The organism is Xanthomonas sp. DAR 80977 (assembly GCF_041240605.1).
GTDB lineage: Bacteria > Pseudomonadota > Gammaproteobacteria > Xanthomonadales > Xanthomonadaceae > Xanthomonas_A > Xanthomonas_A bundabergensis.
The window spans coordinates 142192-166591 of sequence record NZ_CP162487.1; the positions used below are offsets into that span (position 1 = coordinate 142192).

The following is a 24400-nucleotide window of genomic DNA, read 5'->3' on the forward strand; positions in this document are numbered from 1 at the left end:
TGCCTAGCTGCGCGAAGGGAAGATGCCGGACAGTGCGATGCAGAAATTGATCGTGGTGTACGGCTGCAGGTTCGGATGCGGCTGGCTGCCGCCCGCCGGGCTGGCGGTTGCCGGATTCAGCGCCACCAACGCGCCAGGAGCCGCGTACAGCGCTGTGGCCGGACCCGAGGTGCTGGCGTTGTTGGCGAACGAGCGGCCGGCAGGATTGCGATTGTTGCCAGCGGTGTTGGTGCATTCCAGCAAGTGGTTGTGCGCTGGCAGGTTGCTGGGCAGCAGCGACACGTTCTCCGCGCCGCCGCTCTGGCCCAGCGGCGGTGGCGAAGGTTGCCAGTTCGGATCGGCCGAGGGCGCGAAGCCGATGGGCGTGCGTCCGCGCATGTCGGGCAGCGCGAAGTTGGTGCTGCCATTGCCGCCGAAACGGGTGCCGAGCAGGCTGAACAGCGCCTGGTTCTGGTTGACCGGCAACAGCTGGCCGTTGCACTGCGCAAAATACTTGGGCGCGAAAACGAAACCGGTCAGCATGATCTGACCGACGAAGAACTCGCTCATGCGGATCTCCCCCCGGATTGTTTAGCGACGGACATCGTGTCTGGCGCCAGAATACTTAATCACGTCTTTTGCGCGATGCAAGTCTTGATAATGCTGAATCAGACAGCCTGGGCGCATTTGTTGCTTTACCAATATGTGAATTTTCTGTTCAAATGCCGCCGCAGCGTGGAGGGGAATACGCCTTTGCAGGCCTATATCCGCGCTGTCTGAGGCACCAGGAGCGTTGCCGGCGCCAGTGGGGTGGCGCGATCTTCCGGGGAAATGGAATATGTCTACAAATTGCACCAGTATGTCAGCGAGCATGCGCGTCGCTTTGCGTTGGCCGCTGGTTTTTGCGCTGCTGCTGTTGAGTACGCTGCATTCCGGCACGGCCGCAGCGGCGGCGTCCCAATATTGCCCAACGGTGAATGCCACCGTGGTGCAAGGCGGATCAGTGCAGATCGACGTCACTACCTGCGATGGCACAGGAGCTGACGATATCGGTATCGGCTGGAATGGCGTACAGCCCCCGCATGGCACGCTCGTCGTCCCCAATCCGAGCGGAGCGCAGGGCACGCAGATCATCACCTATACCCACAATGGCGATAGCGCCACCAGCGATACCTTCCCGCTGGAGGATGGCGCCGGCGACACCATCACCGTCAACATCACCATCACCCCGGCGCTGTCCGCCAGCATCGCGGTGAGTCCGTCCAGCGCCAACGAAGACAGCGGCACCGTCTTCACCTACACGGTGACCCTGAGCCAGACCAGCAGCTCGGCGACCACGGTGAACCTCACCCGCAGCGGCACCGCCACCAACGGCACCGACTACACGGGCGCGGTGACCAGCATCGTGGTGCCCGCGAACACCGCCTCGGCCAGCTTCGCCATCACCCCGGTCGCCGACACCACGGTGGAGGCCGACGAGACGGTTGTGTTCAGTGTGGCCAGCGGCAGCGGCTATGGCATCGGCAATCCATCCAGCGCGACCGCGACCATCCTCAACGACGACCTGCCCACCGCGTCGATCACGGTGTCCCCCTCCAGCGTGGCCGAGGACGGCGCCACCAATCTCACCTACACCGTCACGCTCGACCAGGCAGCGCAGAGCGCGGTGTCGGTCGCCTTCAGCGTCGGTGGCACCGCGACCTCGGGCACCGATTACGCGGCCGTGAGTTCGCCGCTGGTGATCGCCGCCGGCCAGACCACCGGCACCATCACCATCAATCCGACCGCCGACAGCACCGTCGAACCCGACGAGACCGTGGTGATCAGCCTCGCTGCAGGCAGCGGCTACAGCGTGGGTTCGCCGAACAGCGCCACCGGCACCATCCTCAACGACGACCAGCCGTCGCTGTCGATCAACGACGTCTCCCTGAGCGAAGGCAATGCCGGCACCAGCAACGCCACCTTCACCATCTCGCTGAGCCAGCCGGCCGGCGCCGGCGGCGTCAGCTTCGACATCGCCACCGCCGACGGCACCGCCACCGCGGGCGTGGACTACGTCGCGTCCAGCCTCACCGGGCAGACCATCCCCGCCGGCAGCAGCAGCGCCACCTTCACCGTGCTGGTCAACGGCGACACGCTCAACGAGCCGAACGAGACCTTCTTCGTCAACGTCAGCAACGTCACCGGCGCCACCGTCGCCGATGCGCAGGGCCAGGGCACCATCGTCAACGACGATGCGTTGCCTGCGCTGTCGATCGACGACGTCAGCGTGACCGAAGGCAACAGCGGCACCACTACGGCCACCTTCACGGTGAGCCTGAGCGCGGCCAGCGGCCAGACCGTCTCGGTCAACTACGCCACCGCCGACGGCACCGCCACCGCCGGCAGCGACTATGTCGCGCGCTCCGGCACGCTGACCTTCGCGCCGGGCGTCACCGCGCAGGGCGTTGCGATCACCGTCAACGGCGACACCGCGGTCGAGCCCAACGAGACCTTCAGCGTCGGCCTGTCCGGCGCCAGCAACGCGAGCATCGCCCGCGCCACCGGCACCGGCACCATCCTCAACGACGATGCAGTGGTGACGGTCAACCCGGCATCGCTGCCGGCGGCGACCGCAGGCAGCGCCTACAGCCAGACCCTGAGCGCCAGCGGCGGCACCACGCCGTACAGCTTCGTCGTCAGCGCCGGTACGTTGCCGGTTGGATTGCTGTTGAGCCCGGGCGGCGTGCTGTCCGGGACCCCGACGTCCAGCGGCAGCTTCAACTTCACCGCGACCGCCACCGACAGCGGCAGCACCCCTACCAGCGGCAGCCGCGCCTACACGCTGACCGTGGCCAGCCCGACGATCACCCTGCCGGCCACCACCCTGGCCGGCGGCACCGCCGGCCAGGCGTATACGGCCGCGATCAACCCGGCGACCGGCGGCATCGCGCCGTACACCTATACGCTCAGCGCCGGCGCGTTGCCGGCTGGCGTCACGGTCAACAGCGCGACCGGTGCGCTCAGCGGCACGCCGACCGTGGCCGGCAATTTCAACTTCACCCTCACCGCGACCGACAGCACCACCGGCACCGCGGGGCAGGCGAGCCAGAGCTACAGCCTGAGCATCGTGTCGCCGACGCTGACCATCGCGCCGCCGACCTTGCCGGCCGGCGCCATCGGCACGGCCTACAGCCAGACCCTGAGCACCAGCGGCGGCACCGCGCCGTACGGCTACGTCATCAGCGCCGGCGTGGCGCCGACGGGCCTGACCCTGACCACGGGCGGCGTGCTGTCCGGCACCCCGACCGTGGCCGGCAACTTCGCCTTCACCGTCAGCGTCACCGACGCGCACGGCTTCGGCACCGCGCAGGCCTATACGCTGTCGATCGCCTCGCCGACGCTGACCATCGCGCCGCCGACGCTGCCGGCCGGCGCCATCGGCACCGCCTACAGCCAGACCCTGAGCGCGAGCGGCGGCACCGCGCCGTACAGCTACGCGATCAGCGCCGGCGCGCTGCCGACCGGGCTGACCCTGACCGCGGGCGGCGCGCTGTCCGGCACGCCGACCGTGGCCGGCAGCTTCGCCTTCACCGTGACCGCGACCGACAGCACGGCCGGCGTGGCCGCGCAGGCGAGCCGCAGCTACTCGCTGAGCATCGCCTCGCCGACGCTGACCATCGCGCCGCCGACCCTGCCCGCCGGCATCGCCGGCACCGCGTACAGCCAGACCCTGAGCGCGAGCGGCGGCACTGCGCCGTACAGTTACGCGATCAGCGCCGGCGCGCTGCCGGCCGGGCTGACCCTGACCACGGGCGGCGTGCTGTCCGGCACGCCGACCGTGGCCGGCAGCTTCGCCTTCACCGTGACCGCGACCGACAGCACGGCCGGCGTGGCCGCGCAGGTGAGCTACGCCTACACCTTGAGCATCGCCGCGCCGACGCTGGTCATCGCGCCGCCGACGCTGGCCGCCGGCACGGTGGGCACCGGCTACAGCCAGACGCTGAGCGCCAGCGGCGGCACGGCGCCGTACGGCTACAGCGTCAGCGCCGGCACGCTGCCGGCCGGCCTCACCCTGACCGCCGCCGGCGTGCTCGCGGGCACGCCGACCGCCGCCGGCAGCTTCGCCTTCACCGTCAGCGTCACCGACGCGCACGGCTTCACCGCGGCTCAGGCCTACACGCTGGCGATCGCCGCGGCGGTGCCGGCACCGGTGGCGGTGAACGACACCGGCGCCACGCTGGTCGATACCGCGCTGACCCTGGCGGTGACCGGCAACGACACCGGCAGCATCGACACGATCGCGGTGACCACCGCGCCGACCCACGGCACCGCGGTGGTCAATGGCGTGCAGCTGGTGTACACGCCGGCGGCCGGCTATGTCGGCGCCGACAGCGTGAGCTATACCGCCACCGGCCCGGGCGGCACCTCGGCGCCGGCCACGGTCACCATCACCGTCAATGCGCGCCCGGTGGCGGCGTCGGCGACGATGCCGGCGGTGTCCGGCGAAGCGCAGGCGGTGGACCTGACCAGCAACGCGACCGGCGGGCCGTTCGTGGCCGCTGCGCTGGTGGCGATCTCCCCGGCCAATGCCGGCACCGCGACCATCACCCGCAGCGGCGGTGCGTCCGTCGCCGGCACCGGCACGCCGACCGCGGCCGCGGCCGATGGCCCCAGCTTCATCATGACCTTCACCCCGAACCCGGCGTTCTCCGGCCAGGCCACGGTGCGCTTCACCCTGTCCAACGCGTATGCGACCTCGGCCGAGGCGGCCATCGTGTTCGTGGTCGCGCCGCGTCCGGATCCGAGCCTGGATGCGGAAGTGCGTGGCCTGATCGATGCGCAGGCCGAGTCGACCCGGCGCTTCGCCAAGGCGCAGATCGACAACTTCCAGCGCCGGCTGGAGGCGACCCACCGTGGCGATCGCGGCTTCGACAACAACCTGAGCTTCCAGACCACCTCGCACTGCCGCCAGGCCGAGCGCGGCCTGGGCGCACAGCCATGCAGCCAGCCAACCTGGGATGCGGATACCGACACCGCCGATGCGGCGGCGCAGCCCTCGACCGGCAAGGCCGCGGTCAACGGCGATCTCGGCCTGTGGGTGGGCGGTGCGATCAGCTCCGGCAGCCTGGACAAGCAGTCCCAGCGCGCCGGCGTGGACTTCCAGACCGACGGCCTGAGCATGGGTGCGGACTACCGCGCGTCGGATGCGCTGGCGCTGGGTGCGGGCGTGGGCTGGGGCCGCGACGACAGCGATGTCGGCAACAACGGCAGCCGCAGCAAGGCCACCGCGTACACGTTGGCGCTGTATGCCAGCTTCCATCCGGGCCGGCATTTCTTCTTCGACACCATGGTCGGCTACCAGCTGCTGTCCTACGACCTGCGCCGCTACGTGACCGGCAATGGCGAACTGGCCGAAGGACGCCGCGACGGCAGCCAGTGGATCGGCTCGGTGTCCACCGGTGCCGACCTGCAGCATGGCGACTGGCAGATCACGCCGTACGCCCGCGTGGACATGGCCCGCGCCACGCTGGACGCGTACAGCGAAGCGGCGATGGTGCCCTACGCGCTGCACTACGCGGACATGGACGTGTCCACCACCACCGGCAACCTGGGCCTGCGCCTGGAGTGGCGCCGCGAGATGAGCTGGGGCCAGTTCACCCCGCAGTTGCGCGTGGAGTACCAGCGCGACTTCCAGGGCCGCGGCGACGCCACGCTGAGCTATGCCGACCTGGTCGACGGCGGCCCGCTGTACCGCACCGGGCTGAGCGTGTTCGACCGCAACCGGCTGATGCTGGGCCTGGGCGCGGTGTTCACCACCGAGCAGGGCCTGTCCACCCGCGTCGAATACCGCGGCGTGACCGACGGCGACAGCGGCAGCGACCAGACCTGGATGTTCAACGTAGAGAAGAAGTACTGACGCAATAGCCCCTCTCCCATCGGGAGAGGGGTTGGGGTGAGGGTCGGCGCGAAGCGCCTCGCGGAGGTTGGGTGGACGAGGCTGCGCCCGGACCCTCATCCGCCCCTGCGGGGCACCTTCCCCCGGTGGGAGAAGGAAAAGCGCTAGCCCCTCTCCCATCGGGAGAGGGGTTGGGGTGAGGGTCGGCGCGAAGCGTCTCGCTGAGTTTGGGTGCACGAGGCTGCGCCCGTACCCTCATCCACCCCTGCGGGGCACCTTCTCCCGGTGGGAGAAGGAAAAGCGCTAGCCCCTCTCCCCCTCGGGAGAGGGGTTGGGATGAGGGTCCGGCGCGAAGCGTCTCGCGGAGTCGGGCGCACGAGGCAGCGCCCGCCTGAGTTCCACCTGCGACTGCGGCTATCAGCCAACCCGCATCGCGCATCCCGCAACGACGCCGCACGCGCGCATCCGGCACAATGCCGCTCGCATGCACGCCACGTCCGCGCCCGATTTCCGCCTGTACCCGTCCAACGCGCTGGATACCCTGGCCGCCCTGCTCGCCGAGGAACTGCGCCGGCCGGTGCCGGAGCAGCCGCTGCTGGCGCCAGAGGTGGTGCTGATCCCGCAGGTGGCGATGCGCCGCTGGCTGCAGTCCACGTTGGCCGCCGCGCACGGCGTCGCCGCCAACCTGGAATTCCTCACCCCAGGCGAATTCGTCGCGCGCGCGCTGGAAGCCAACCTCGGCCCGGCCGCCGACGACCTGGACATGGCCACCACGCAGTGGCGGCTGTACGCGGCGTTGCAGGCCGACCTGGGCAGCGACGCGGCGCTGGCGCCGCTGGCCGGCTACCTGGCCGACGGCGACGCGCTCAAGCCGTGGGCGCTGGCCGGCGAGCTGGGCAACGTGTTCGAGAAGTACCAGGCCTGGCGCCGCGACTGGCTGCTGCGCTGGGAAGGCGGTGCCGACGCGGACGATCCGCAGGCGCGGCTGTGGCGCCGGATCGCCGGCGGTCGCCAGTATCGCGCGCGCCGCATCGGCCAGTACCTGGACCGCTACGCGCGGCCCGACGGCCCGCTGCCGCAAGGCCTGCCGAAGCGGCTGTTCGCCTTCGCCATCCTCAACATCTCGCCCGACGTGCTGCGCGTGCTCGCCACCCAGGCGCGGCTGGGCACGCTGCACTTCTACCTGCCCACGCCGACCCAGGGCTATTGGGGCGACCTGCAGACGCTGTGGCAGCGCCGCCGCGAGGATGGCGCCGTCGACCTGTTCGCCGACCAGGTGCAGGAAAACCCACTGCTGCAGGCCTGGGGCGCGGCCGGGCGCGACTTCATGGCGCTGGTCGGCGACTACGAAGTGGTGCATCCGCTGGCCGAGATCGCGGTCTACGCCGATCCGCTGGCCTCCGGCCACCGCCCGCTGGCCGCCGGCGGCCTCGGCGACAGCCTGCTGCGGCGCATGCAGAGCGACCTGTTCCACCGCCGCGCGCCGGCCGTGCCGGCGCCGCTGCCGCAGGTGGACTTGGCCGACCCGAGCCTGCAGGTGCACGCCTGCCACACCCGCCTGCGCGAGTTGCAGGTGTTGCATGACCAGCTGCGCGCGCTGCTCGACGATCCGCGCTTCGATCCGCCGCTGCAGTCGCGCGAGATCGCGGTGCTGTCGCCGGACATCGACCCGTACGTGCCGTACCTGGACGCGGTGTTCGGCGGCCACGGCAGCGACGGCGCGCTGCCGTACGCGCTGGCCGACGCCAGCCCTTTGGCCAGCGAGCCGCTGGCCGAGGTGTTCCTGACCCTGCTCGGCCTGCCGCTGTCGCGCTTCGGCCTGCACGAGATCCTCGACCTGCTGGCCAGCGCGCCGATCGCCGAGGCCGCCGGACTGGACGAGACCGGGCTGGAGCGCCTGCGCGGCTGGCTGCACGCCGCCGGCGCGCGCTGGGGCCTGGACGCGGCGCACCGGCGCCAGCACCAGGCGCCGGCCGACGATGCCTACACCTGGCGCTTCGCGCTGGACCGGCTGCTGCTTGGCCACGCCAGCGGCGCCGAGGACGACATCGCCGGCGTGGCGCCATGGCCGCAGCTGGAAGGCAGCGCGCTGCTGGCGCTGGACACGCTGCTGCGGCTGCTGCGCGTGCTCGACCGCCACCAGGCGCTGCTGGCCGAGCCGATGGCCCCGGCGGACTGGCGCGAATGCCTGCTCGGCCTGCTCGATGCGCTGATCCCGCAAGCGCCGTCCGCGCCGCGCGCACAACGCGCGCTGGAGCGGCTGCGCAGCCTGATCGACCAGTTTGCCCGCGACGCGGCGCGCGCCGAGTACGCCGGCAAGGTTCCGGCCGAGGTGGTGCGCGCGCATTTCGCCGCGGTGCTTGGCGAATCGGACACGCGCGCGCCGCTGCTCACCGGCGGCATCAGCTTCGGCCGCATGGTGCCGATGCGCCTGCTGCCGTTCCGCGCGATCTGCCTGCTGGGCATGAACGACGGCGACTTCCCGCGCCGCGACCCGGCCGCCGGCCTCAACCGCCTCACCGCCGAACTGGGCAGCGCGCGCCGCCGCCACGGCGACCGTTCCACCCGCGAGGACGACCGGTTCCTGTTCCTGCAGCTGTTCGCCTCGGCGCAGGACGTGTTCTACCTCAGTTACCTCGGCGCCGATGCGCGCGACGGCAGCGTGCGCGAGCCGTCGGTGCTGGTCAGCGAACTGCTGGCCAGCGCCGCGCAGTACCACACCGATCCCAAGGCGATCGAACACCTCGTGGTGCGGCATCCGCTGCAACCGTTCGCCGCCGCCGCGTTCGGTGCGCTCGGCGAGGACGGCGCCGACCCGCGCCGCTTCAGCTATCGCCGCCAGTGGCGGCCGGCGGTGGACAGCCTGGCCGGGCAGCGCCAGGCGCTGGCGCCGTGGGTGGCCGCGGCCTTGCCCGCGGATGACATGGCGGTGCCGGCGAGCCTGGCGATCGACGACCTGCGCCGCCTGTTCGCCGATCCGGCCGGACAGTTCCTGCGCCATCGCTTAGGGATGCGCCTGCCCGACCCGGCCGGCGAGGACAGCGACCTGGAGCCGCTGCTGGCGCCGGGCAGCGGGCTGGAACAACACGAGCTGCAGCAACAGGTGCTGGAAGCGGTGCTGAGCGGCGCCACCGATGAACTCTACGCCCGCCTGCGCGCGCGCGCGCTGCTGCCGTCCGGCCCGCTGGGCCGGCGCCTGCTCGACGAGCGCCTGCGCCAGCTGCGCCCGTACGCGCAGGCGTTCGCGCAGTGGCGCGGCGACGCGCCGGCGCAGTCGCAGCGGCTGCAGCTGCAGCTCGACGGCACCGACCTGCACGGCCGCCTGCCCGGCTGGTACGCGAACGGCGTGGGCCGGGTGCAGGTCGGTGCGATCGGCGGGCGCGCGGCGATCCGCCACGGCCTGGAATGGCTGCTGCTGCGCGCCGCCGGCGAAGGTGCACCGTTCGTGCGTTTCTTCGAAGACGACGACGGCCTCGGCCCGCATCCGATGGACGGCGACCGCACCGAACCGCTGTCGCCGGCGCAGGCGCAGGCGGCGCTGGCCGCGCTGTTGCGGCTGTATCGGCAGGGCCTGCAGGCGCCGTTGGCGTTCGCCCCGTACAGCAGCTGGAAGTACTACCAGGCCGCGCGCAACGACGACCTCGACAAGGCGATCAAGGACGCGGCCGCGCAGTGGCAGGCCAGCTTCGGCTGGAGCGAAGCGGCCACGCCGGAACTGCGCCTGGTGCATCGCGGCGGCGACCCGTTCGCCGACGCGCAGCGCTTCGCCGAGTTCGCTGCCACCAGCCACACGCTGTATTCCCTGCTCGAACGCGGCGCTGCCGACAGCGCGCTGGATCCGGCGCGGCTGGCCGAGAGCTGGCGGCAATGGCGTGGTGCGCAGGAGGACGCCGAATGAGCGCCGTCCGCATCGACGACCCGTACCTGACCCTGCCACTGCACGGCGTGCGCCTGATCGAGGCCAGCGCCGGCACCGGCAAGACCTTCACCCTGGCCACCCTGTTCACCCGGCTGGTGGTCGAGCGCGGCCTGCGCATCGGCCAGATCCTGGCGGTCACCTTCACCGAGGCCGCCACCCAGGAACTGCGCCGCCGCATCCGCGAGCGCCTGGCGCTGGCGGCGACGCTGGTACCCGACGCTGCCCCGGCTCCTGTAGGAGCGGCTTCAGCCGCGACCGGGACCTTGGACCACCTGTTGCCCACCGCGATCGCCGACGACCGGTCGCGGCTGAAGCCGCTCCTACAGGACGCGCCGGACGCCGTCCTCACCCGCGCCATCCTCGCCGCACACCTGGCCGCCAGCGAAGAAACCCCCGCCGCCCTGCGCCGCCGCCTGCAACAAGCGGTGGAGGAAATCGACCTCGCCGCCATCTTCACCATCCACGGCTTCTGCGCGCGGGTGCTGCGCGAGCACGCGCTGGAGAGCGGCCAGACCTTCGCCGCGCCCGAGCTGCTGGCCAACGACCGCGACCTGCTCGGCGAAGTCGCCGCCGACCTGTGGCGCGCGCGCGCCGCCGACGCGACGATGGCCGAGGACCTGGTCGCGCTATGGCCGGGCGGCCCGGACACGCTGGCAAGCGACCTGCGCGAGCTGGTGCGGCATCCGCAGCTGCTGCCGGCGGCACCGGCGCTGGCCGACGACGTCGCCGCGGCCACGCACGCAGCGCAGGACGCGGCCAACGCACTGGCCAGCGCCTTCCACGCGCACGGCACCGCGTTCTTCGACGCGATCGCCGCCGCCATCGAAGACGGCGTGTTGAGCAAGGTCAGCTACAAGCCCGAATGGCTGGCGTCGCTGTGGCATTGGTGCGACGGCTTCGCCGCCGCGCCTGCGCCTGGCCTTCCGCCGCACGCAAAGCTGGTCAAGCTCACGGCCGCGGAACTGGCCTCCGGCACCAACAAGAAATTCGTCGGGCGCACCCCCGCCTCGCCGATGAGTCACGCGATCGACGGCTACCTGGCCGCGCTGGCGCGGTTGGAGCAGGCGCGCGCCGGACGCCGCATCCGCCTGCTGCATGCGTTGCGCGACGACGCGGCAGCGCGGCTGGCCCTGCTCAAGCGCCAGCGCCGCGTGCAGACCTACGACGACCTGGTCGATGGCGTCGCCCACGCCCTGCACGGCGCGCAGGCCGAGGCGCTGGCGCGGCGGCTGCGCGCGCAGTACGCGATCGCGCTGGTGGACGAATTCCAGGACACCGACGACCGCCAGTGGTCGATCTTCTCCAGCGTGTTCGGCGAGGGCGCACTGGCGCGCGAGGCCGGATTGGACCCTGCGCTGTTCGTGATCGGCGATCCCAAGCAGGCGATCTACGGCTTCCGCGGCGGCGATGTGCAGACCTACCTGGCCGCCGCCGCCAGCGCCGAACCGGCGCCGCCGCTCGGCCACAACTTCCGCTCGCGCCCGGCGCTGCTGGCCGCGCTCGACGCGCTGTACGCGCAGGCCGGCTACGCGCAGGCGTTCCTGACCGACGGCATCGTCTTCCATCCGGTGCAGGCGGGCAGCAAGCGCCACGACGCCGAGCTGCAGCGCGACGGCGCCACCGCCCCGGCGCTGACCGTGTGGCGCGCGCCGGAACCGCCGCCGCCGGACAAGGGCAAGCCCAAGCCGTGGAGCGCCGGCCGCGCGCGCGCGCTGTGCACCGCCGCCTGCGTCGCCGCCATCCGCGGCTGGCTGGCGGCAGGCCGCGGCGGCACCGCCAGCGTCGCCGGCCGCGCGGTGCAGGCCGGCGACATCGCGGTGCTGGTGCGCAGCCACGGCGAGGCCACCCGCATCCAGCAGGCGCTGGGGGCGGTCGGCATCCCCGCGGTGGCCGCCGGCAGGCAGAGCCTGTTCGCCACCGACGAAGCGCTGGAACTGCTGACCCTGCTGCAGGCGCTGCTCGACCCGGGCGACGACAGCCGCCTGCGCGCGGCACTGGCCACGGTGCTGATCGGCGAGGACGCCGCCGCCATCGCCGCGCTCGAACACAACGGCGATCGGCACCGCAGCTGGCAGCAACAGGCGCTGGACTGGCGCGAACGCTGGCAGCGCGGCGGGCCGCTGGCCTTGATCGGCGACCTCGGTGCCGCGCACGCGCAGCGCCTGCTGGCGCTGGTCGACGGCGAGCGCCGCCTGACCAACTACCTGCAGCTGGCCGAAACCCTGCAGGAAGCCGACACCCGCGCGCTCGGCGCGCACGGGCTGGTCGACTGGCTGGCGCGGCGCATCGCCAATGCCGACGACAACGACGAGACCCAGCAACTGCGCCTGGAATCGGATGCGCGCCGGGTGCAGATCGTGACCCTGCACAAGAGCAAGGGCCTGGAGTATCCGCTGGTGTTCCTGCCCTACATCGGCATCGGCCGCAGCGAGCGCGGCGCCGGCCGCCACTGCGTGGTGCATGCGCCGCCGCTCGGCCGCCAGTTGCACTGGAACACTGGCAAGGATGATCCGGCCTGGAGCACGGCGGAAGCAGCGTGGAAACAGGAACAGCGCGCCGAGGACGCGCGCCTGCTCTACGTCGGCCTGACCCGCGCCGAGCACGCGCTGTGGATCGCCACCGGGCCGTTCCACCAGCACGAGCGCAGCGCGCTGGCGGCGATGGTCGGCGACCTGGACGCGCTGCAGGCCGCCGCGGCGCCGGGCGCGATCGCCATCGACACCACGCCGCCGCCGGCCACCCTGCCGCGCCTGCCGATGGCCGACGCCATCCAGGTGCCGCCGGCGCGCGTGCCACAGCGCCATGTCGCGCCGGAGTGGTGGGTGTACAGCTTCACCCAGCTGGCCAACGCCGATGCCGGCAGCGCCCCCGATCCGATGGCCAGCGCCACCGTGGTCGGCAGCGGCGGCAACGACGAGCCGTCCGCCAGCGAGGCGGTGGCGACGACGCTGGACGTGGAAGCGTTCGACCGCCGCTTCACCGGCAACCGCTTCGGCGTGGCCATGCACGACGTGTTCGAACGCTGCGACTTCGCCGCCTGGCGCGACTGGCGCCCTGGCCAGCCGGCGCCGGACGGGCAGACCGCGGCGCTGCTGGAAGCGCTGCAACGCGGCGGCTACGCGCAGGACGAACTGGAGGATGGCGCCGCCATGCTCACCGCCCTGGTCGGCCACACCCTCACCGTCGCGTTGCCCGAAGGCACCCGCCTGGCCGCGGTGCCCGAACCGCAGCGCCGCAACGAAATGGAATTCCACTTCGCCATGCGGCCCACCCGCGTCGATGCGCTGCTGCCGCTGCTGCACCGCTTCGGCGTGGTCGGCGAACGCCAGGCGTTCGGCGCGCGCCAGCGCCTGGAAGGGCTGATGACCGGCCTGATCGATCTCACCTACCAGCACGACGGGCGCTGGTACGTGCTCGACTACAAATCCAACCGCCTGCCCAGCTACGACCCCGACGCCCTGGCGCGGGCGATGGCGCACAGCGAATACGAACTGCAGGCGCTGATCTACACCGTGGCCCTGCACCGCTGGCTGCGCTTCCGCCTGGGCGAGGCCTACGACTACGCCCGCGACTTCGGCGGCGTGCGCTACCTGTTCTGCCGCGGCCTGGACGCCGCCCGCGACCCCTCGCCGGGCGTCCACGCCTGGCGCTTCGACTCGGACCTGGTCGAGTCCGTCGACGCCCTGTTCGCCGGCGCTCCGCTCAAGCCCCTCTCCCCTCGGCGACCGCAGGAAGTCCCCGTGGGAGAGAGGGGTTGGGGTGAAGGGACGTCTGCCCACGGAGGCCCCACCCCGTGAACCGATCCAACCGACTAGCCGCACTGCAACGTAGCGGCACGCCGCACACCCTGGACCACGCTTTCGCCCAGAGCCAAGTCGAAGCCGCGGACACTCAGTTCGCCGGCGCCCCGCTTGAGCCCCTCTCCCCGCGGGAGAGGGGTTGGGGTGAGGGTCCGTCCGCCCACGGAGCCCCCACCCCGTGAGCCAACCCAACCTCCTGGCCGCCCTCCACCGCAGCGGCACCCTGCGCACCCTCGACCACGCCTTCGCCCAAACCCTGAGCCGCCTGGACGCAGAAACCCCCGACCTGGTCCTGGCCGGCGCCGCCCTGGCGTCACTGGCCGTGGCCAGCGGCCACGCCGGCCTGGACCCGGCCCGTGCCAACGTCCTGCTGGACCCACGCGACGGCCCGCCACCGCAACTCCCGGACCCGATCGACTGGCAACGCGTCCTCGCCGCCTCACGCTGGATCGCCCAACCCGCGCCGGAGGACGCGTCCGCCGCCGACTGCCCGCTGGTCCTGGAACACGGCCTGCTCTACCTGCGCCGCTACCGCGAATACGAGCGCCGCCTCGCGCAAGGCCTGCGCCGCCTCGCCGCGCAACCGCTGCCGTCCTTCGACGTCGCCGCACTCGCCCCGCTGTTCGCACAGTTATTCCCGAACGCCGGCGCTTCCCCTCTCCCCCCGGCGACCGAAGGGAGTCCCCGCGGGAGAGAGGGTGCCCGAAGGGCGGGTGAGGGTACGGGCCTCACCGACCAGCCCACCGACCGCCAAGCCCAGGCCGCGGCATTGGCCCTGCGCCGCGCCCTGCTGCTGGTCACCGGCGGCCCCGGCACCGGCAAGACCACCACCATCGCGCGCCTGCTGCTGCTGCGCATCGCGCAGGCGCAGGCCAGCGCGGCCACCGCCCCGCGCATCGCCCTGGCCGCCCCCACCGGCCGCGCCGCCGAGCGCATGGCCGAGAGCCTGCGTGCGGCGGTGGCACGCGCACTCGACCACGGCATCGACCCGGCCCTGGCCGCCGCGCTACCCGCCGGCGCCAGCACCCTGCACCGCCTGCTCGGCGTGATCCCCGACCTGCCGCGCTTCCGCCACGACGCTGACAACCCGCTGCCGTTCGACCTGATCGTGGTCGACGAAGCCTCCATGGTCGACCTGCCGCTGATGTGCAAGCTGGTCGAAGCGGTGGCCGACGGCACCCAACTGATCCTGCTTGGCGATGCCGACCAGTTGCCCTCGGTGGAAGCCGGCGACGTGCTCGCCGCCATCCTGCAGGCCGCCGGCCCCGGCGACGCGCTGCAGCCGGACGACGCGCAAGCGCTGCAGCCGCTGCTCGGCCACACTCAAAGCGACGCCCACCGCGGCGGCCTGGCCGGCCATCGCGTGCATCTGCTGCGCGGCTACCGCCAGGCGCAGGGCTTCGCCCTCGCCCCGCTGGCCGACGCCGTGCGCGCCGGCGATGCCGACACTGCTTTGGCCCTGCTGCGCAGCGGCGAACTGGCCGGCGTGCACTTCCACGAAGACAGCGACGACCCGCTCGCCGCGCGCCGCGACGCCCTGCTCGCGCACTGGCGCGCACTGGCCGATGCCGCAGACCCGGCCGCCGCCCTGCGCGACGCCGCGCGCCTGCGCCTGCTCACCGCCGTGCGCGCGGGCGCACAGGGCGCGCGCGGCCTCAACGCCCGCATCGAACAACTGCTGGCCGACAGCGGCGCCGGCGCACGCCGCCTCGGCGCCGCCTCGCCCTGGTTCCACGGCCGCCTGCTGCTGGTCACCGAGAACAGCTACCGCCACGGCCTGTTCAACGGCGACGTCGGCATCTGCCTGCGCGACGCGCAGGGCGCCCTGGTGGCCTGGTTCGAAGGCGAGGGCGATGGCCAGGTCCGCGGCTTCCACCCCGCCGCACTGCCCGCGCACGAGAGCGCCTTCGCCATGACCGTGCACAAGGCGCAGGGCAGCGAGTTCGACGAGGTCTGGCTGCAGCTGCCCACGCGCGACGCCCGCGTGCTCAGCCGCGAACTGGTCTACACCGGCATCACCCGCGCGCGGCGCACGTTGCATCTGGCCGCCAGCGAAGCCGTGTTGCGTGGCGCGCTGGCAAGGCATGCCGCGCGGATCTCGGGGTTGGCGTGGCGGTTGGGTGGGGAGCAAGAGGCGGCACCCGCCGCGCAAGCAGCGGAAACACCCACGGTCGCGCCCGTGCAGGGGGCGTTGTTCTGATGGAGGCGAACCGGAGCGATGGCGTGATCACCTACGGCAGGACGGCACGTTTGCCTATCGCGATCCCCCGGCCGGGCCGGATAGCATCGTGGGCGAAGAAAGCGTGGTTACGCGATATCGCCGGCGCAGGAGACATCGGTGGCGAAAAATTCGCCTCGCCGGCCTGCAGGGGGCGATGGCAAGATGGACCGTACAGAATTCTGTAATCCGGATTTCAGGAGTCGGCCATGGGCTTTTCCGCCAGCGATGTGGTGCCCTTCACCCTTGCACGCGCCAACCTCTCCGAGTTGGCCGACCAGGCGAAGGCCGGCGCCGAGAAGATCATCACCAAGAACGGCGAGAGCTACGTTGCGCTGATCGACGCCGACCGGCTGGACTACTACCACCGGCTGGAGCGCGAGCGCATCCACCTGCTGGTGATCGACGATGCCAAGCGCGGCCTGGCCGACATCGCCGCCGGTCGCACCGTCGAAGCGGACGCGGCCATCGGCCAGCTGCAGCAGCGACGCGCGGCAACCAGTGCATCCAACGCGGCAAGCGCTGGCAAGCGCGCGGCCAAGGAGCGCAGCTGACCCTTGTAACGGGTCGAACTGCCCGCGAGCTTCCTCGCGTGCCTGGACGCCACCCAGGCATTCTTGCTTGAAGCCGATGCCGGTGTTGCCTTCGATGACCTGCTCGCCGAGTTGCGCGCCACGGTCATCCCGCACCTGCGGCGTTTCCCACGCATAGGCCGGCGCCATCTGGACAACCCACCGCAGTCGGCCGAGGCGTTGGCGCAGTTGGCCGCGTTGCCGGTGGGCGCGCCCGATGCATTGCGCAATTACCCGCATGGCGACTCCCTGATGCTCTACACGGTGGTGGAGGCGTCCGCTTCGACCAACCCCACGGTGTACTTGCTCTCCATCCGGCACCACCGGCAGCTGTCGTTCGACTTCGCAAGGCTGTGGCCCGGGGGATGATGGCGGCAGGCGGGAACGTGCACCCTACCGCCCGTGCTCGTTCATCCTCGGCCGCGGGGGGATCGCAGGCGGAGTCATTGCCTGCGTCCCTGTTCGCTCGCGTTCACTTGGCCGGAACGCGCTGGTACTCGTCGCTGCCGGTGCGCAGGTGGCCATTGGCCTGGTCAATGGCGAAGTTCACCGTTTCGCCGTCGTTGGAGACCTGCAGCACGTCGTCCTTGTAGATGGCCGGGTAGCTCTCGGTCTTGGGCTTGCGGCTGAAGAACCGCGGCGTGGTGTTGCGCACCATGAAGGAGTCGCCGTTGCGCTCGATGTCCATCACGTCGTCCTGCGATTCCACATTGACCCAGTGGCCGACGAACTTCTCGCCCTCCACCTTGGCGCAGCCGGTCATCAGCATCGCCGCGGCCAGCGCGGCACCCATCCACTTCGTCATCTCCAGCGCTCCGGTTTGGAAGTCCCGGCAAGGATGAGGAATGCCGGATGTATGGAAGGTCAAGAGGCCAGGGGCCGGCGGTGGATACTGTCGCGGCGGATGTGCATGCGCCTCACACCTCCCACCGCACCTTGACCGCCGCTTCAACGCACTGCGAGACTCGCGCCGCCGCCTCGAGGACGGGCGCTGCGCCTTCGCCCGATACAAACTGGTTCGATTCTGGCTACAGAACGTTAAGGATCGTTTCTGGGCGATGAAAGTAGATCATCTCGATCTTTTTAGGACTAGGCTACCGTTCCTATGTCTTGGCGCGGACATCAGCAAAAATTCAAACAAGCGCAAGGAAATCTTCGCGCAGCGCTACAAAGTGCAGAAGCAAAAGGGTGTTTGGCGTATCCTTTGGGCTCTGGACATGGACAAAAATGCCTTCTCTTGAAAAACCATTTCCGAAGCCATGAATAATAAAAATAACCTTAATGATATCGCTTTGGCATGGAAAAGGCTCCAGTCTGCTCCAGAGAACACAGCTGAATATTCGGAGTGCGAATGGGTACTGCATGAATTTGGAGTGCTTATCGCGCTGGAGCCAATACAGGCTTGGCATGTAGTCGAGTCTATCTACGAAGCAAATAGATCTGATGCATGGATCACTGAAAACTTGGGGGCTGGTCCGGTAGAAACGATGTTGCGAACGCATGGCCAGACCGTGTTGCCTCTTGTGTCATTGTATATTTCCGAAAATGAAGAATTTATAAGTGTTATTAAACACGTGTGGAACCACTCTTTGCCGCCGGAAATTGGCAGCCGATTGGCTGAAATTATTAAGTCTTCGGAAGTTTAGACTTAGGGGGAGATGATGCAGCCGGAATTACTGGCACGCCAAGCATGGTGGTTGAACCGATACGCGACTTGGCGATCCGGGCCTGGGAACTGAAGTGCGAAGCCTTCGGTAGCGCCCTGCCGTTTAAATGAAATTCGTCGTATCTACAGGAGAGGGTAATGTCCGCATTGCTTAATATAGTGGGAAAATCATTCGATGAGTTGATGGGCCTTTTCTTCTGTGAAGTTCTTGGGGATGATGATTTCTATGATGTCGTAGCTACGGAGTTGGCGAAGGAGCACAGGCAAGCATTGGAGGCAATATTAGGCGATCTTTCCAGTAAGCGTCTGCGCTCAGGCATCTGCGGTTTGGGAATGGCATCTTCCATCGAGAGTGAATCAGTAATAAAGAGTTTCCTTCATCACGATGAGGCTTTGGTTGTCGCTGCTGCGATTGATGGGCTAAGGCATATCGGCGCCAAGGAATGGCAAGCTGTTTCGTCGCAACTAAAGCATCCCTCTCCCTACGTTCGCGGCGCTGTTCTGCGATATGCAAAGGAAGTGCTTGGCAAGGATGCTTTGCCATTGTTGATGAGTGGGCTAGGTGACGAGGATTCAATCGTTCGAGAAAACGCAATCGATGAATTGGACGGACTTATCTCAGCTGATGAAGCTCACCTAATAACGCCTTATCTCGATGATCCGGCTGCTCATGTAAGGCAGGCAGCTCAGACGCTTCTGGACTCCATTCGCTAATCATGCGACGCCGCGGGTCGGAGGAGCCAAGCCAGGCGTGCGGGCACGGTTTTGATGAAGAGCGGCTACAGCGGCTACAGCGGCCACGGTGAGCAGGTGCGTCGAGGTGGAGAAGACCAGCACCTACACGCTGCACGATGAGAACGGGCATTGGCTGGGCAACGACGGTGCTTACGGCTCCGCGCTGCAGCAGGCGATCTGAGTGGACGACCTGACGGTGGATGTGCTCTGCAGGTCAGCTTTTGCAGTCTATCCGTGCCTAATATCACTCAAGGTGAGTGTGCGGTTATTGACCCATGACCCAATGGCCGACGAACTTCTCGCCCTCCACCTTGGCGCAGCCAGTCATCATGATCGCCGCGGCCAGCGCGGCACCCATCCACTTCGTCATCTCCAGCGCTCCGGTATTGAAGTCGGGGCAAGGATGCGCAGTGCCGGATGTATGGGAGGTCAAAATGCCGGGAGCACGCCGAACGCCGCCCATGGCACTGCGCCGCCCAGTTAGGCCGGCCGCCCTGCCACCCCGTCGGCCTCGTCCACGGCACGCCCGACAGCGCACTGTCGGGGTCCTGTCGTGCCCGTGTCGCATCGCTGTCGTCACGGGATGGCGCGATGCGGCAGGATGATGGCTGCACCCAAGCCCGATGCCGAGACGCCGATGTTCCTCGATGCTGCCCGACTGCGCGCGCTGCGCACCGCCCGCCACTGGTCGCAGGAGCAACTGGCCACGCTGAGCGGCCTGAATCTACGCACCATCCAGCGGCTCGAATCGGGCGCCAAGGCCTCGGCCGAGTCGGTGCGGGCGCTGGCGGCCGTGTTCGAGGTGCCTGCGGAGAGCCTGCTGGCGGGCCGCCCGATGCCTGGCCAACCGGCCCTCGGCGCGATCCGCGAGGGCGTGCTGCGTGGCCTGGACTTCGGCGGCACCACCGCTCGGGCGGATTTCTGGTGGTTCGCGCTCGCCGTGGCCATGCTGCTGGCCTTCGCGCAGCTGCTCGCCGACGCGACCGGCCCACTGCCGGCGCAGTTGGCCGGCCTGCTGGTGCTGCTGCCCTGGCTTGCGGCCTGCACCCGCCGCCTGCGCGACGCGGGACTCAGCCCCTGGTGGCAGCTGATCAGCCTGGCGCCGGTCGCAGGCATCCTGGTCCTTCTCTACCTGCTGACCTATCCGACCAAGCAGGGCGAACCAGGCAAGGCGGTGACGAACTGAGCCGGCATCGCCGGCAGATGGGCATCGCCACGTCGTGACCCGGGCGAGGTCGGCTGGCGGCGGGCGGTGAACCTGACCGGGCGTCGTCCCATCACCGCCCGATGCGTCCCGCGGGAATGGCGACCCCATGTGCCAGGCCGCGGATGGCTGGCGAGTTGGCGCTGATTGATCGCCATCGGCGCGCGGATCAATGGCCTGCGTTTCCGTTGCACCAGCGCGGCGCCTTCACTGCCGGGCTTGCTGGCGCGCCTCGATCAATTGCGGGCGTTCGGGGCGATCCGCGTGCTGCGCCATGGCCAGCAGCTTCTGGAAATAGGCGTGGGCCTTGGCACCGCCGCCCGCCTGCCTGGCCGATGCGGCTGCGCCGTACAGCGACCAGAAGCGGTTGGGCTCCTGCACGAGCGAGGCTTCGAACGCCGTCAGTGCGTCGGCCGGCTGATCCTGGGCCAACAGCATCTCGCCCAGCATTTCCCGGGCCGGCGCCAGCGGCCCGGGCGTGACCGAGGCCAACTGGGTCTTGTCCTCCAGGTCGGCGGCCTGGCGCATGCCCGCCAGCGCGTCGGCGACATGCCCTTCCTGCAGGGCCAGGAGCGCGGCGACTTCCCGCCGCTGGATGTCCGTCTGCTCGGCCCAATAGTCCTCGCCCTGCTTGGCCAACGTGGCGTGGAGTTGGTCCAGCGCCGCGAGCGCCGCGCGTGCGCCGGCGCCGTCGTTAAGATGCGCCGCGCCCAGGCCGCGGGCGAAATAGGTGATCGAATCGGCATAGGGAAAGCGGCTCGGCACGGGTGCGAGTTTGGCCGCCTGCGCCCAATCGCGGCGCTCCAGCGCGTAGCGCGCCGGAATCGCGGCGCGGGCGAAGTAGGCGGCCGAGGCCGGCGCCGCGCCGTTCGCCTTGGCCGGATCGAACCGCGCGAAGACCTGTGCCGACGCCTCGGCCAATTGCCCGGCGGCCTGGTCCTGCCCGGTCTGCAGATAGGCGTAGATCATGTAGTCGCTGGCGTGCAGTTCGTCGGCCGGCTGACCTGCGGCGCGCGCCGACGCGGCCGAGGCCCGATTGGTGTCGATGGACGCCTGCCAGTCGCCGATCCGGGTGAAGGTATGCGAGGGCATGTGCAGCGCGTGCGGCGTGGACGGCGCGATCGCGCCGTAGCGCTTCGCGGCGGCGGCGGCGCGCGATGCCAGGGCCGGCTCGTCGTAGGCGTGGATGATGTAGTGGGCCAGGCCGGGATGATCGGGATACCTGGCGAACAGCGTCTCCAGGATCGCGCCTGCCTTCAGTTGTTTCGCATAGGTCTTGTCGGCGGGGTCGGCGGCGGCGGCCAGCGCCAGGGCGTAGAAGATGCGCGCTTCGGTGTCCTTGGGGTAGTCGGCGGCCAGCCGCGCCATCGCCTGCTCGTAGGCCAAGGTGCGCGCGTCCTGGTCCAGCCGGTCGGCGTCCACATACAGATGGGCCACCGCTTCGAGATAGGCGCGCTCGCGCGGCGTCTTGGCCTTCAGCGCCCGCCCCGCGTCGACGGCGTCCAACCCCTGCTGCAGCTGTGCGGGCGACTTGAAGCCGGCGAACGGATTGCTCCAGCTGCTCAGCGCGATGCCCCAATAGGCGATGGCGCAGCCGGGGTCGGCCTCCAGCACGGCGCGATAGCCCTCGATCGCCGGGCCGAACTGGAAGGAGTGCATCAACGCCACCGCGCGATCGAAACGCGGCTGCGCCGCCGCATTGCACGAGGTCGAGAAGTGGACGCTGCCCAGCCGCTCCATCGCGGCATGGTCGTGCATGGCGTCGTGCGCCGAGGCATCGGCCGCCACCAGGGCTGCCAGGAGAAAAGCGGCGAGAAAGCGTTTGGCGCGCATGACACCTGGCCGTTGAGAGACGGAGCTCGGCGCATCTTTCCCCTGTCCTGCTCGAAAGTCCATCGCGGTGCACCTGGCAGGCAGCAGCGCCCGAACCCAAAGCGCGCACAGCGGTGCCGAGCGCCGGAGCGCGCGCAAGGGCCGCTCCTGGCGCATTGCCATTACGTCGGAACCGGCGGCAACCGGCCATTAGAAGGGCGCACTGCTGTACACGTGGCCCGCCGGTTGCGGAGGGGTACGCCCTGCGCGGCGTCAGCCGGCAGGCGGCGTCACCGCGTAGCCCTGATGTTCCAGCACGCGCCGGCACAGCGCCACGAAGACCGGCACCACAAGGAAGGACACGCTTACGGCAACGCAGCCCGGAGACGGGCGGCCAGCGCAATGCGCTGCTCGGTGGCGTAGGGCACTTTCTGCCCCGCATGCAGCCCGTCGTTCGCGTAGCGCGGGAACACGTGCAGGTGGTAGTGCCACACATCCTGATTGCCGGCCGGCCCGTTGTGCTGGCGCGTGGAGATGCCCTCGCAGCCGAAGGCCGCCAGCATCGCGTGCGCCAGGCGCCGCGTGGCGCGGAAGACCTCGTGGCCCAGCTCGTCCGGCATGTCCAGCACGTTCTCGTAGTGGCCGCGCGGGATCACCAGGCAGTTGCCTTGGATGCCGGCGTAGTGGTGCGTCGGCACCAAGGCGTACACGTTGGCATCCACCAGGACAACAGCCGATTCCGGCGCAGGGGAGGGCAGCGTGGCGGCGATACCGCAGAACGGACAGTCGTACCCGGGGGGAGCGTGCTGCATGAGGCGCAACGGCGAAGAGAACCCACTGTGGGGCGGGAACGGATTCTGTGGCGGGCTCCGGCGACTCGTCAATCGGACAACGCAACTGGTGGACTGGCGCCGATCGCCATACCGCTCGGGCAGTGGATGGCGGCCGGGAGAAGTGCGCGCTGACCCCAAGCTTCGTCTTACCATCCGCCTGTCGCGCCCGCTCTCTGACTTGAGCGCCGATAGCACATCCACACCAGCCACCCTGCAGAAAGGATTGCTCAGATGGTATTCGGCATGCGTAAGCTCATCGTCCTCACCGCGCTGTTCGCTGTCGCGGCAGGCTGCGCCGTCTTTGCCGCCCCGAAACACGGGGTCATCACCTTCGTCGAGTCGTCGGACAAGGGCCAGGTGCGGACGCTGAAAATCGGCCTTACCGATGCGCCGGCAAAAACGTGTCTATCCGGAGACTGGAGGGCGGCCAAGGTATTGGAAGACCCCGCCAGATATACCCGCAAGCCTGCGTACGAGCTCCAAGGCAAAAACCTGGAACTTCTGCTGGTCAATGGAGTCTGCGACGGCTACGACTCCTATGTTGGGAAACTCGAAGGCACGGCGTTCAAGGGGGAGCACGTTGCCTATGGCCTCGGCCACAATCGGACACTGGGCGCCGTCTCGGGGACGTATGCAGGGGCAGAAGCGCGCTAGAGGCTTCTGTCATCCGCCACCGCGACGTCGCTTGGCAAGTCGCACCAAATTCTGTCTGCAGCGCATGCGCATGGCTGCTGGCACACAGGGCGAGAAGTTGGCCGGCGGCGGCAAATGTCGGCTCGGTTCGGGCGATGGGGCGCGGGCTAAGCGGTGCGGCCTGGAAGTGAAGCTACAGCCTGTCGGCCAGGCGAGCCATCAAGTCCATGCGTTCGTGAAATATCGCCACGATCAACGCCGGGGCGTTCTCACGTGGCAAGCAGAAGACGTAGTGGTGTGCACAGTGCGCCACCCGCAGCGCCGGGTAGAGCGCGCCAAGCTCCTTGAAAAGTCCGTCGCCCTCTGCGAGGCGAGCAATACCCTGTTCCAGCTCTGCGATGTAACGGCGCACCTGCGGTTCGCCCCAGCGTTGCATCGTGTAGCGGACGACCCCGCGCAGATCGGCCTCCGCCGCCTCGGTGAGGACGTAGCGCTTGGTCAAACGCGGCGGCCCTCGGCCAGTTCTTCATCGAGTATGTCGCCGACGCTCTTGGCGGACACCTTGCCGGCAAGTCCCTCGTCGATGCGCGCTCCCAGCACGGCTTTCAATTCCTGCCACGTCCGATCGGCATCCACATCGCCGGGGAACAAGCGTTCGAGCGCGTATTGCTTGATGGTCTTGCCCTGCAACGCGGCCAGCGCCTTGAGGCTCTGGTGCTGCTGATCGCTGAGATCGATGGTCAACCGGCTCATGGAGGCCTCCAAAAACACACAAACCCACATTAGCACATGGGGATTGAGCGCCAGAGGTGGAGGCGTGAATCGCCCACACCCTGGATGTCGGAAAGCGCGGTGCGGCGCTGGCGCTGGGCGCATTCCCCTCCCGCTGCCGACCCCCTGGGCTGCTGGCCGACAGGCTCTGATGGCCCATCCCCTGGGCGCTGGCCATCGCCTTGCTGATCGTCGCGTGCATCCCGGCTCCAGAGGCACTACCCGAATCCGTTCCACCAGCCCGTGTGGCGCGTGGCGGCAGGTGGTTCGGCAGCGCAGGCGAGCGGCGCGATCTGTATAGCGGACGGGCAGCTGAAAGTGGTGGGGTCGTCCGCGTAAGTTCACTCTGACCCCGGTTTTCGGAGCAGTGGACAATGACA

Annotated in this window: 17 protein-coding genes; 11 read left to right on the plus strand and 6 right to left on the minus strand. The window is 69.5% G+C overall.

Going from position 1 to position 24400, the window contains the following annotated elements; translation table 11 throughout:
* Positions 1–3: 3 nt before the first annotated feature.
* Positions 4–549, minus strand: a complete 546-nt coding sequence (locus tag AB3X10_RS00680) for a phage tail protein (protein WP_369978186.1) — start codon at positions 547–549, stop codon at positions 4–6.
* A gap of 268 nt (positions 550–817) precedes the next feature.
* Between AB3X10_RS00680 and AB3X10_RS00685 the strand changes: the two genes are divergently transcribed.
* The 6 genes from AB3X10_RS00685 to AB3X10_RS00710 all read left to right on the plus strand — a co-directional run bounded on the left by AB3X10_RS00685 (position 818) and on the right by AB3X10_RS00710 (position 16735).
* Positions 818–5878 (plus strand): putative Ig domain-containing protein, encoded by a 5061-nt coding sequence (locus AB3X10_RS00685; protein WP_369978188.1) that lies wholly within the window; start codon positions 818–820, stop codon positions 5876–5878.
* Positions 5879–6341: 463 nt separating this feature from the next.
* Complete coding sequence (recC, locus tag AB3X10_RS00690) at positions 6342–9755, plus strand: exodeoxyribonuclease V subunit gamma (protein ID WP_369978190.1); 3414 nt, start codon at positions 6342–6344, stop codon at positions 9753–9755.
* Positions 9752–13573 carry an exodeoxyribonuclease V subunit beta gene (recB, locus tag AB3X10_RS00695; protein ID WP_369978192.1) on the plus strand — a complete coding sequence of 1274 codons (3822 nt, stop codon included), beginning with the start codon at positions 9752–9754 and terminating at the stop codon, positions 13571–13573. Before recC ends, recB begins: the two co-directional genes overlap by 4 nt.
* Positions 13574–13754: 181 nt before the next feature.
* On the plus strand, positions 13755–15776 hold the full coding sequence (gene recD / locus AB3X10_RS00700) for an exodeoxyribonuclease V subunit alpha (RefSeq protein WP_369978194.1): 2022 nt from the start codon (positions 13755–13757) through the stop codon (positions 15774–15776).
* Between the two features lie 227 nt (positions 15777–16003).
* Positions 16004–16348, plus strand: a complete 345-nt coding sequence (locus tag AB3X10_RS00705) for a type II toxin-antitoxin system Phd/YefM family antitoxin (protein ID WP_369978195.1) — start codon at positions 16004–16006, stop codon at positions 16346–16348.
* 63 nt (positions 16349–16411) lie between these two features.
* Positions 16412–16735, plus strand: a complete 324-nt coding sequence (locus tag AB3X10_RS00710; protein WP_369978197.1) for a type II toxin-antitoxin system RelE/ParE family toxin — start codon at positions 16412–16414, stop codon at positions 16733–16735.
* A gap of 103 nt (positions 16736–16838) precedes the next feature.
* Here AB3X10_RS00710 and AB3X10_RS00715 read toward each other — a convergent pair whose 3' ends face one another.
* Positions 16839–17171: a hypothetical protein gene (locus AB3X10_RS00715; protein WP_369978198.1), complete on the minus strand. Its 333-nt coding sequence runs from the start codon at positions 17169–17171 to the stop codon at positions 16839–16841.
* Positions 17172–17424: 253 nt separating this feature from the next.
* Here AB3X10_RS00715 and AB3X10_RS00720 point away from each other — a divergent pair, with 253 nt between their 5' ends.
* From AB3X10_RS00720 to AB3X10_RS00735, 4 genes are all read left to right on the plus strand, one after another.
* A complete protein-coding gene (locus AB3X10_RS00720) occupies positions 17425–17607 on the plus strand; it encodes a hypothetical protein (protein WP_369978200.1) in 183 nt (60 codons plus the stop codon).
* An 18-nt stretch (positions 17608–17625) separates the two neighbouring features.
* Entirely contained in the window at positions 17626–18012 is a 387-nt protein-coding gene (locus AB3X10_RS00725; protein WP_369978202.1) for a DUF6869 domain-containing protein, read from the plus strand.
* Positions 18013–18170: 158 nt separating this feature from the next.
* Complete coding sequence (locus AB3X10_RS00730) at positions 18171–18746, plus strand: HEAT repeat domain-containing protein (protein WP_369978204.1); 576 nt, start codon at positions 18171–18173, stop codon at positions 18744–18746.
* Between the two features lie 574 nt (positions 18747–19320).
* Entirely contained in the window at positions 19321–19953 is a 633-nt protein-coding gene (locus AB3X10_RS00735) for a DUF805 domain-containing protein (RefSeq protein ID WP_369978206.1), read from the plus strand.
* Positions 19954–20178: 225 nt separating this feature from the next.
* Here AB3X10_RS00735 and AB3X10_RS00740 read toward each other — a convergent pair whose 3' ends face one another.
* Positions 20179–21966 (minus strand): hypothetical protein, encoded by a 1788-nt coding sequence (locus AB3X10_RS00740; RefSeq protein WP_369978208.1) that lies wholly within the window; start codon positions 21964–21966, stop codon positions 20179–20181.
* A gap of 182 nt (positions 21967–22148) precedes the next feature.
* Positions 22149–22595: an HIT family protein gene (locus tag AB3X10_RS00745; RefSeq protein ID WP_369978209.1), complete on the minus strand. Its 447-nt coding sequence runs from the start codon at positions 22593–22595 to the stop codon at positions 22149–22151.
* A 264-nt stretch (positions 22596–22859) separates the two neighbouring features.
* Here AB3X10_RS00745 and AB3X10_RS00750 point away from each other — a divergent pair, with 264 nt between their 5' ends.
* A complete protein-coding gene (locus AB3X10_RS00750) occupies positions 22860–23270 on the plus strand; it encodes a hypothetical protein (RefSeq protein WP_369978211.1) in 411 nt (136 codons plus the stop codon).
* A 172-nt stretch (positions 23271–23442) separates the two neighbouring features.
* Here AB3X10_RS00750 and AB3X10_RS00755 read toward each other — a convergent pair whose 3' ends face one another.
* Positions 23443–23751, minus strand: coding sequence for a type II toxin-antitoxin system RelE/ParE family toxin (locus AB3X10_RS00755; protein ID WP_369978213.1), 309 nt, complete (start codon positions 23749–23751; stop codon positions 23443–23445).
* Positions 23748–24002, minus strand: coding sequence for an antitoxin (locus tag AB3X10_RS00760; RefSeq protein ID WP_039008653.1), 255 nt, complete (start codon positions 24000–24002; stop codon positions 23748–23750). Before AB3X10_RS00760 ends, AB3X10_RS00755 begins: the two co-directional genes overlap by 4 nt.
* Positions 24003–24400: the final 398 nt, after the last annotated feature.

Bases quoted from the DNA above. Each gene is read 5' to 3' on its own strand.
- AB3X10_RS00740 (WP_369978208.1), bottom strand. From the start codon at position 21,966: ATGGCAATGCGCCAGGAGCGGCCCTTGCGCGCGCTCCGGCGCTCGGCA.
- AB3X10_RS00685 (WP_369978188.1), top strand. From the start codon at position 818: ATGTCTACAAATTGCACCAGTATGTCAGCGAGCATGCGCGTCGCTTTG.
- AB3X10_RS00750 (WP_369978211.1), top strand. From the start codon at position 22,860: ATGCGTAAGCTCATCGTCCTCACCGCGCTGTTCGCTGTCGCGGCAGGC.
- AB3X10_RS00760 (WP_039008653.1), bottom strand. From the start codon at position 24,002: ATGAGCCGGTTGACCATCGATCTCAGCGATCAGCAGCACCAGAGCCTC.
- AB3X10_RS00705 (WP_369978195.1), top strand. From the start codon at position 16,004: ATGGGCTTTTCCGCCAGCGATGTGGTGCCCTTCACCCTTGCACGCGCC.
- AB3X10_RS00730 (WP_369978204.1), top strand. From the start codon at position 18,171: ATGTCCGCATTGCTTAATATAGTGGGAAAATCATTCGATGAGTTGATG.
- AB3X10_RS00715 (WP_369978198.1), bottom strand. From the start codon at position 17,171: ATGACGAAGTGGATGGGTGCCGCGCTGGCCGCGGCGATGCTGATGACC.
- recB (WP_369978192.1), top strand. From the start codon at position 9,752: ATGAGCGCCGTCCGCATCGACGACCCGTACCTGACCCTGCCACTGCAC.
- AB3X10_RS00720 (WP_369978200.1), top strand. From the start codon at position 17,425: ATGAAAGTAGATCATCTCGATCTTTTTAGGACTAGGCTACCGTTCCTA.
- AB3X10_RS00745 (WP_369978209.1), bottom strand. From the start codon at position 22,595: ATGCAGCACGCTCCCCCCGGGTACGACTGTCCGTTCTGCGGTATCGCC.
- recC (WP_369978190.1), top strand. From the start codon at position 6,342: ATGCACGCCACGTCCGCGCCCGATTTCCGCCTGTACCCGTCCAACGCG.
- AB3X10_RS00725 (WP_369978202.1), top strand. From the start codon at position 17,626: ATGAATAATAAAAATAACCTTAATGATATCGCTTTGGCATGGAAAAGG.
- AB3X10_RS00680 (WP_369978186.1), bottom strand. From the start codon at position 549: ATGAGCGAGTTCTTCGTCGGTCAGATCATGCTGACCGGTTTCGTTTTC.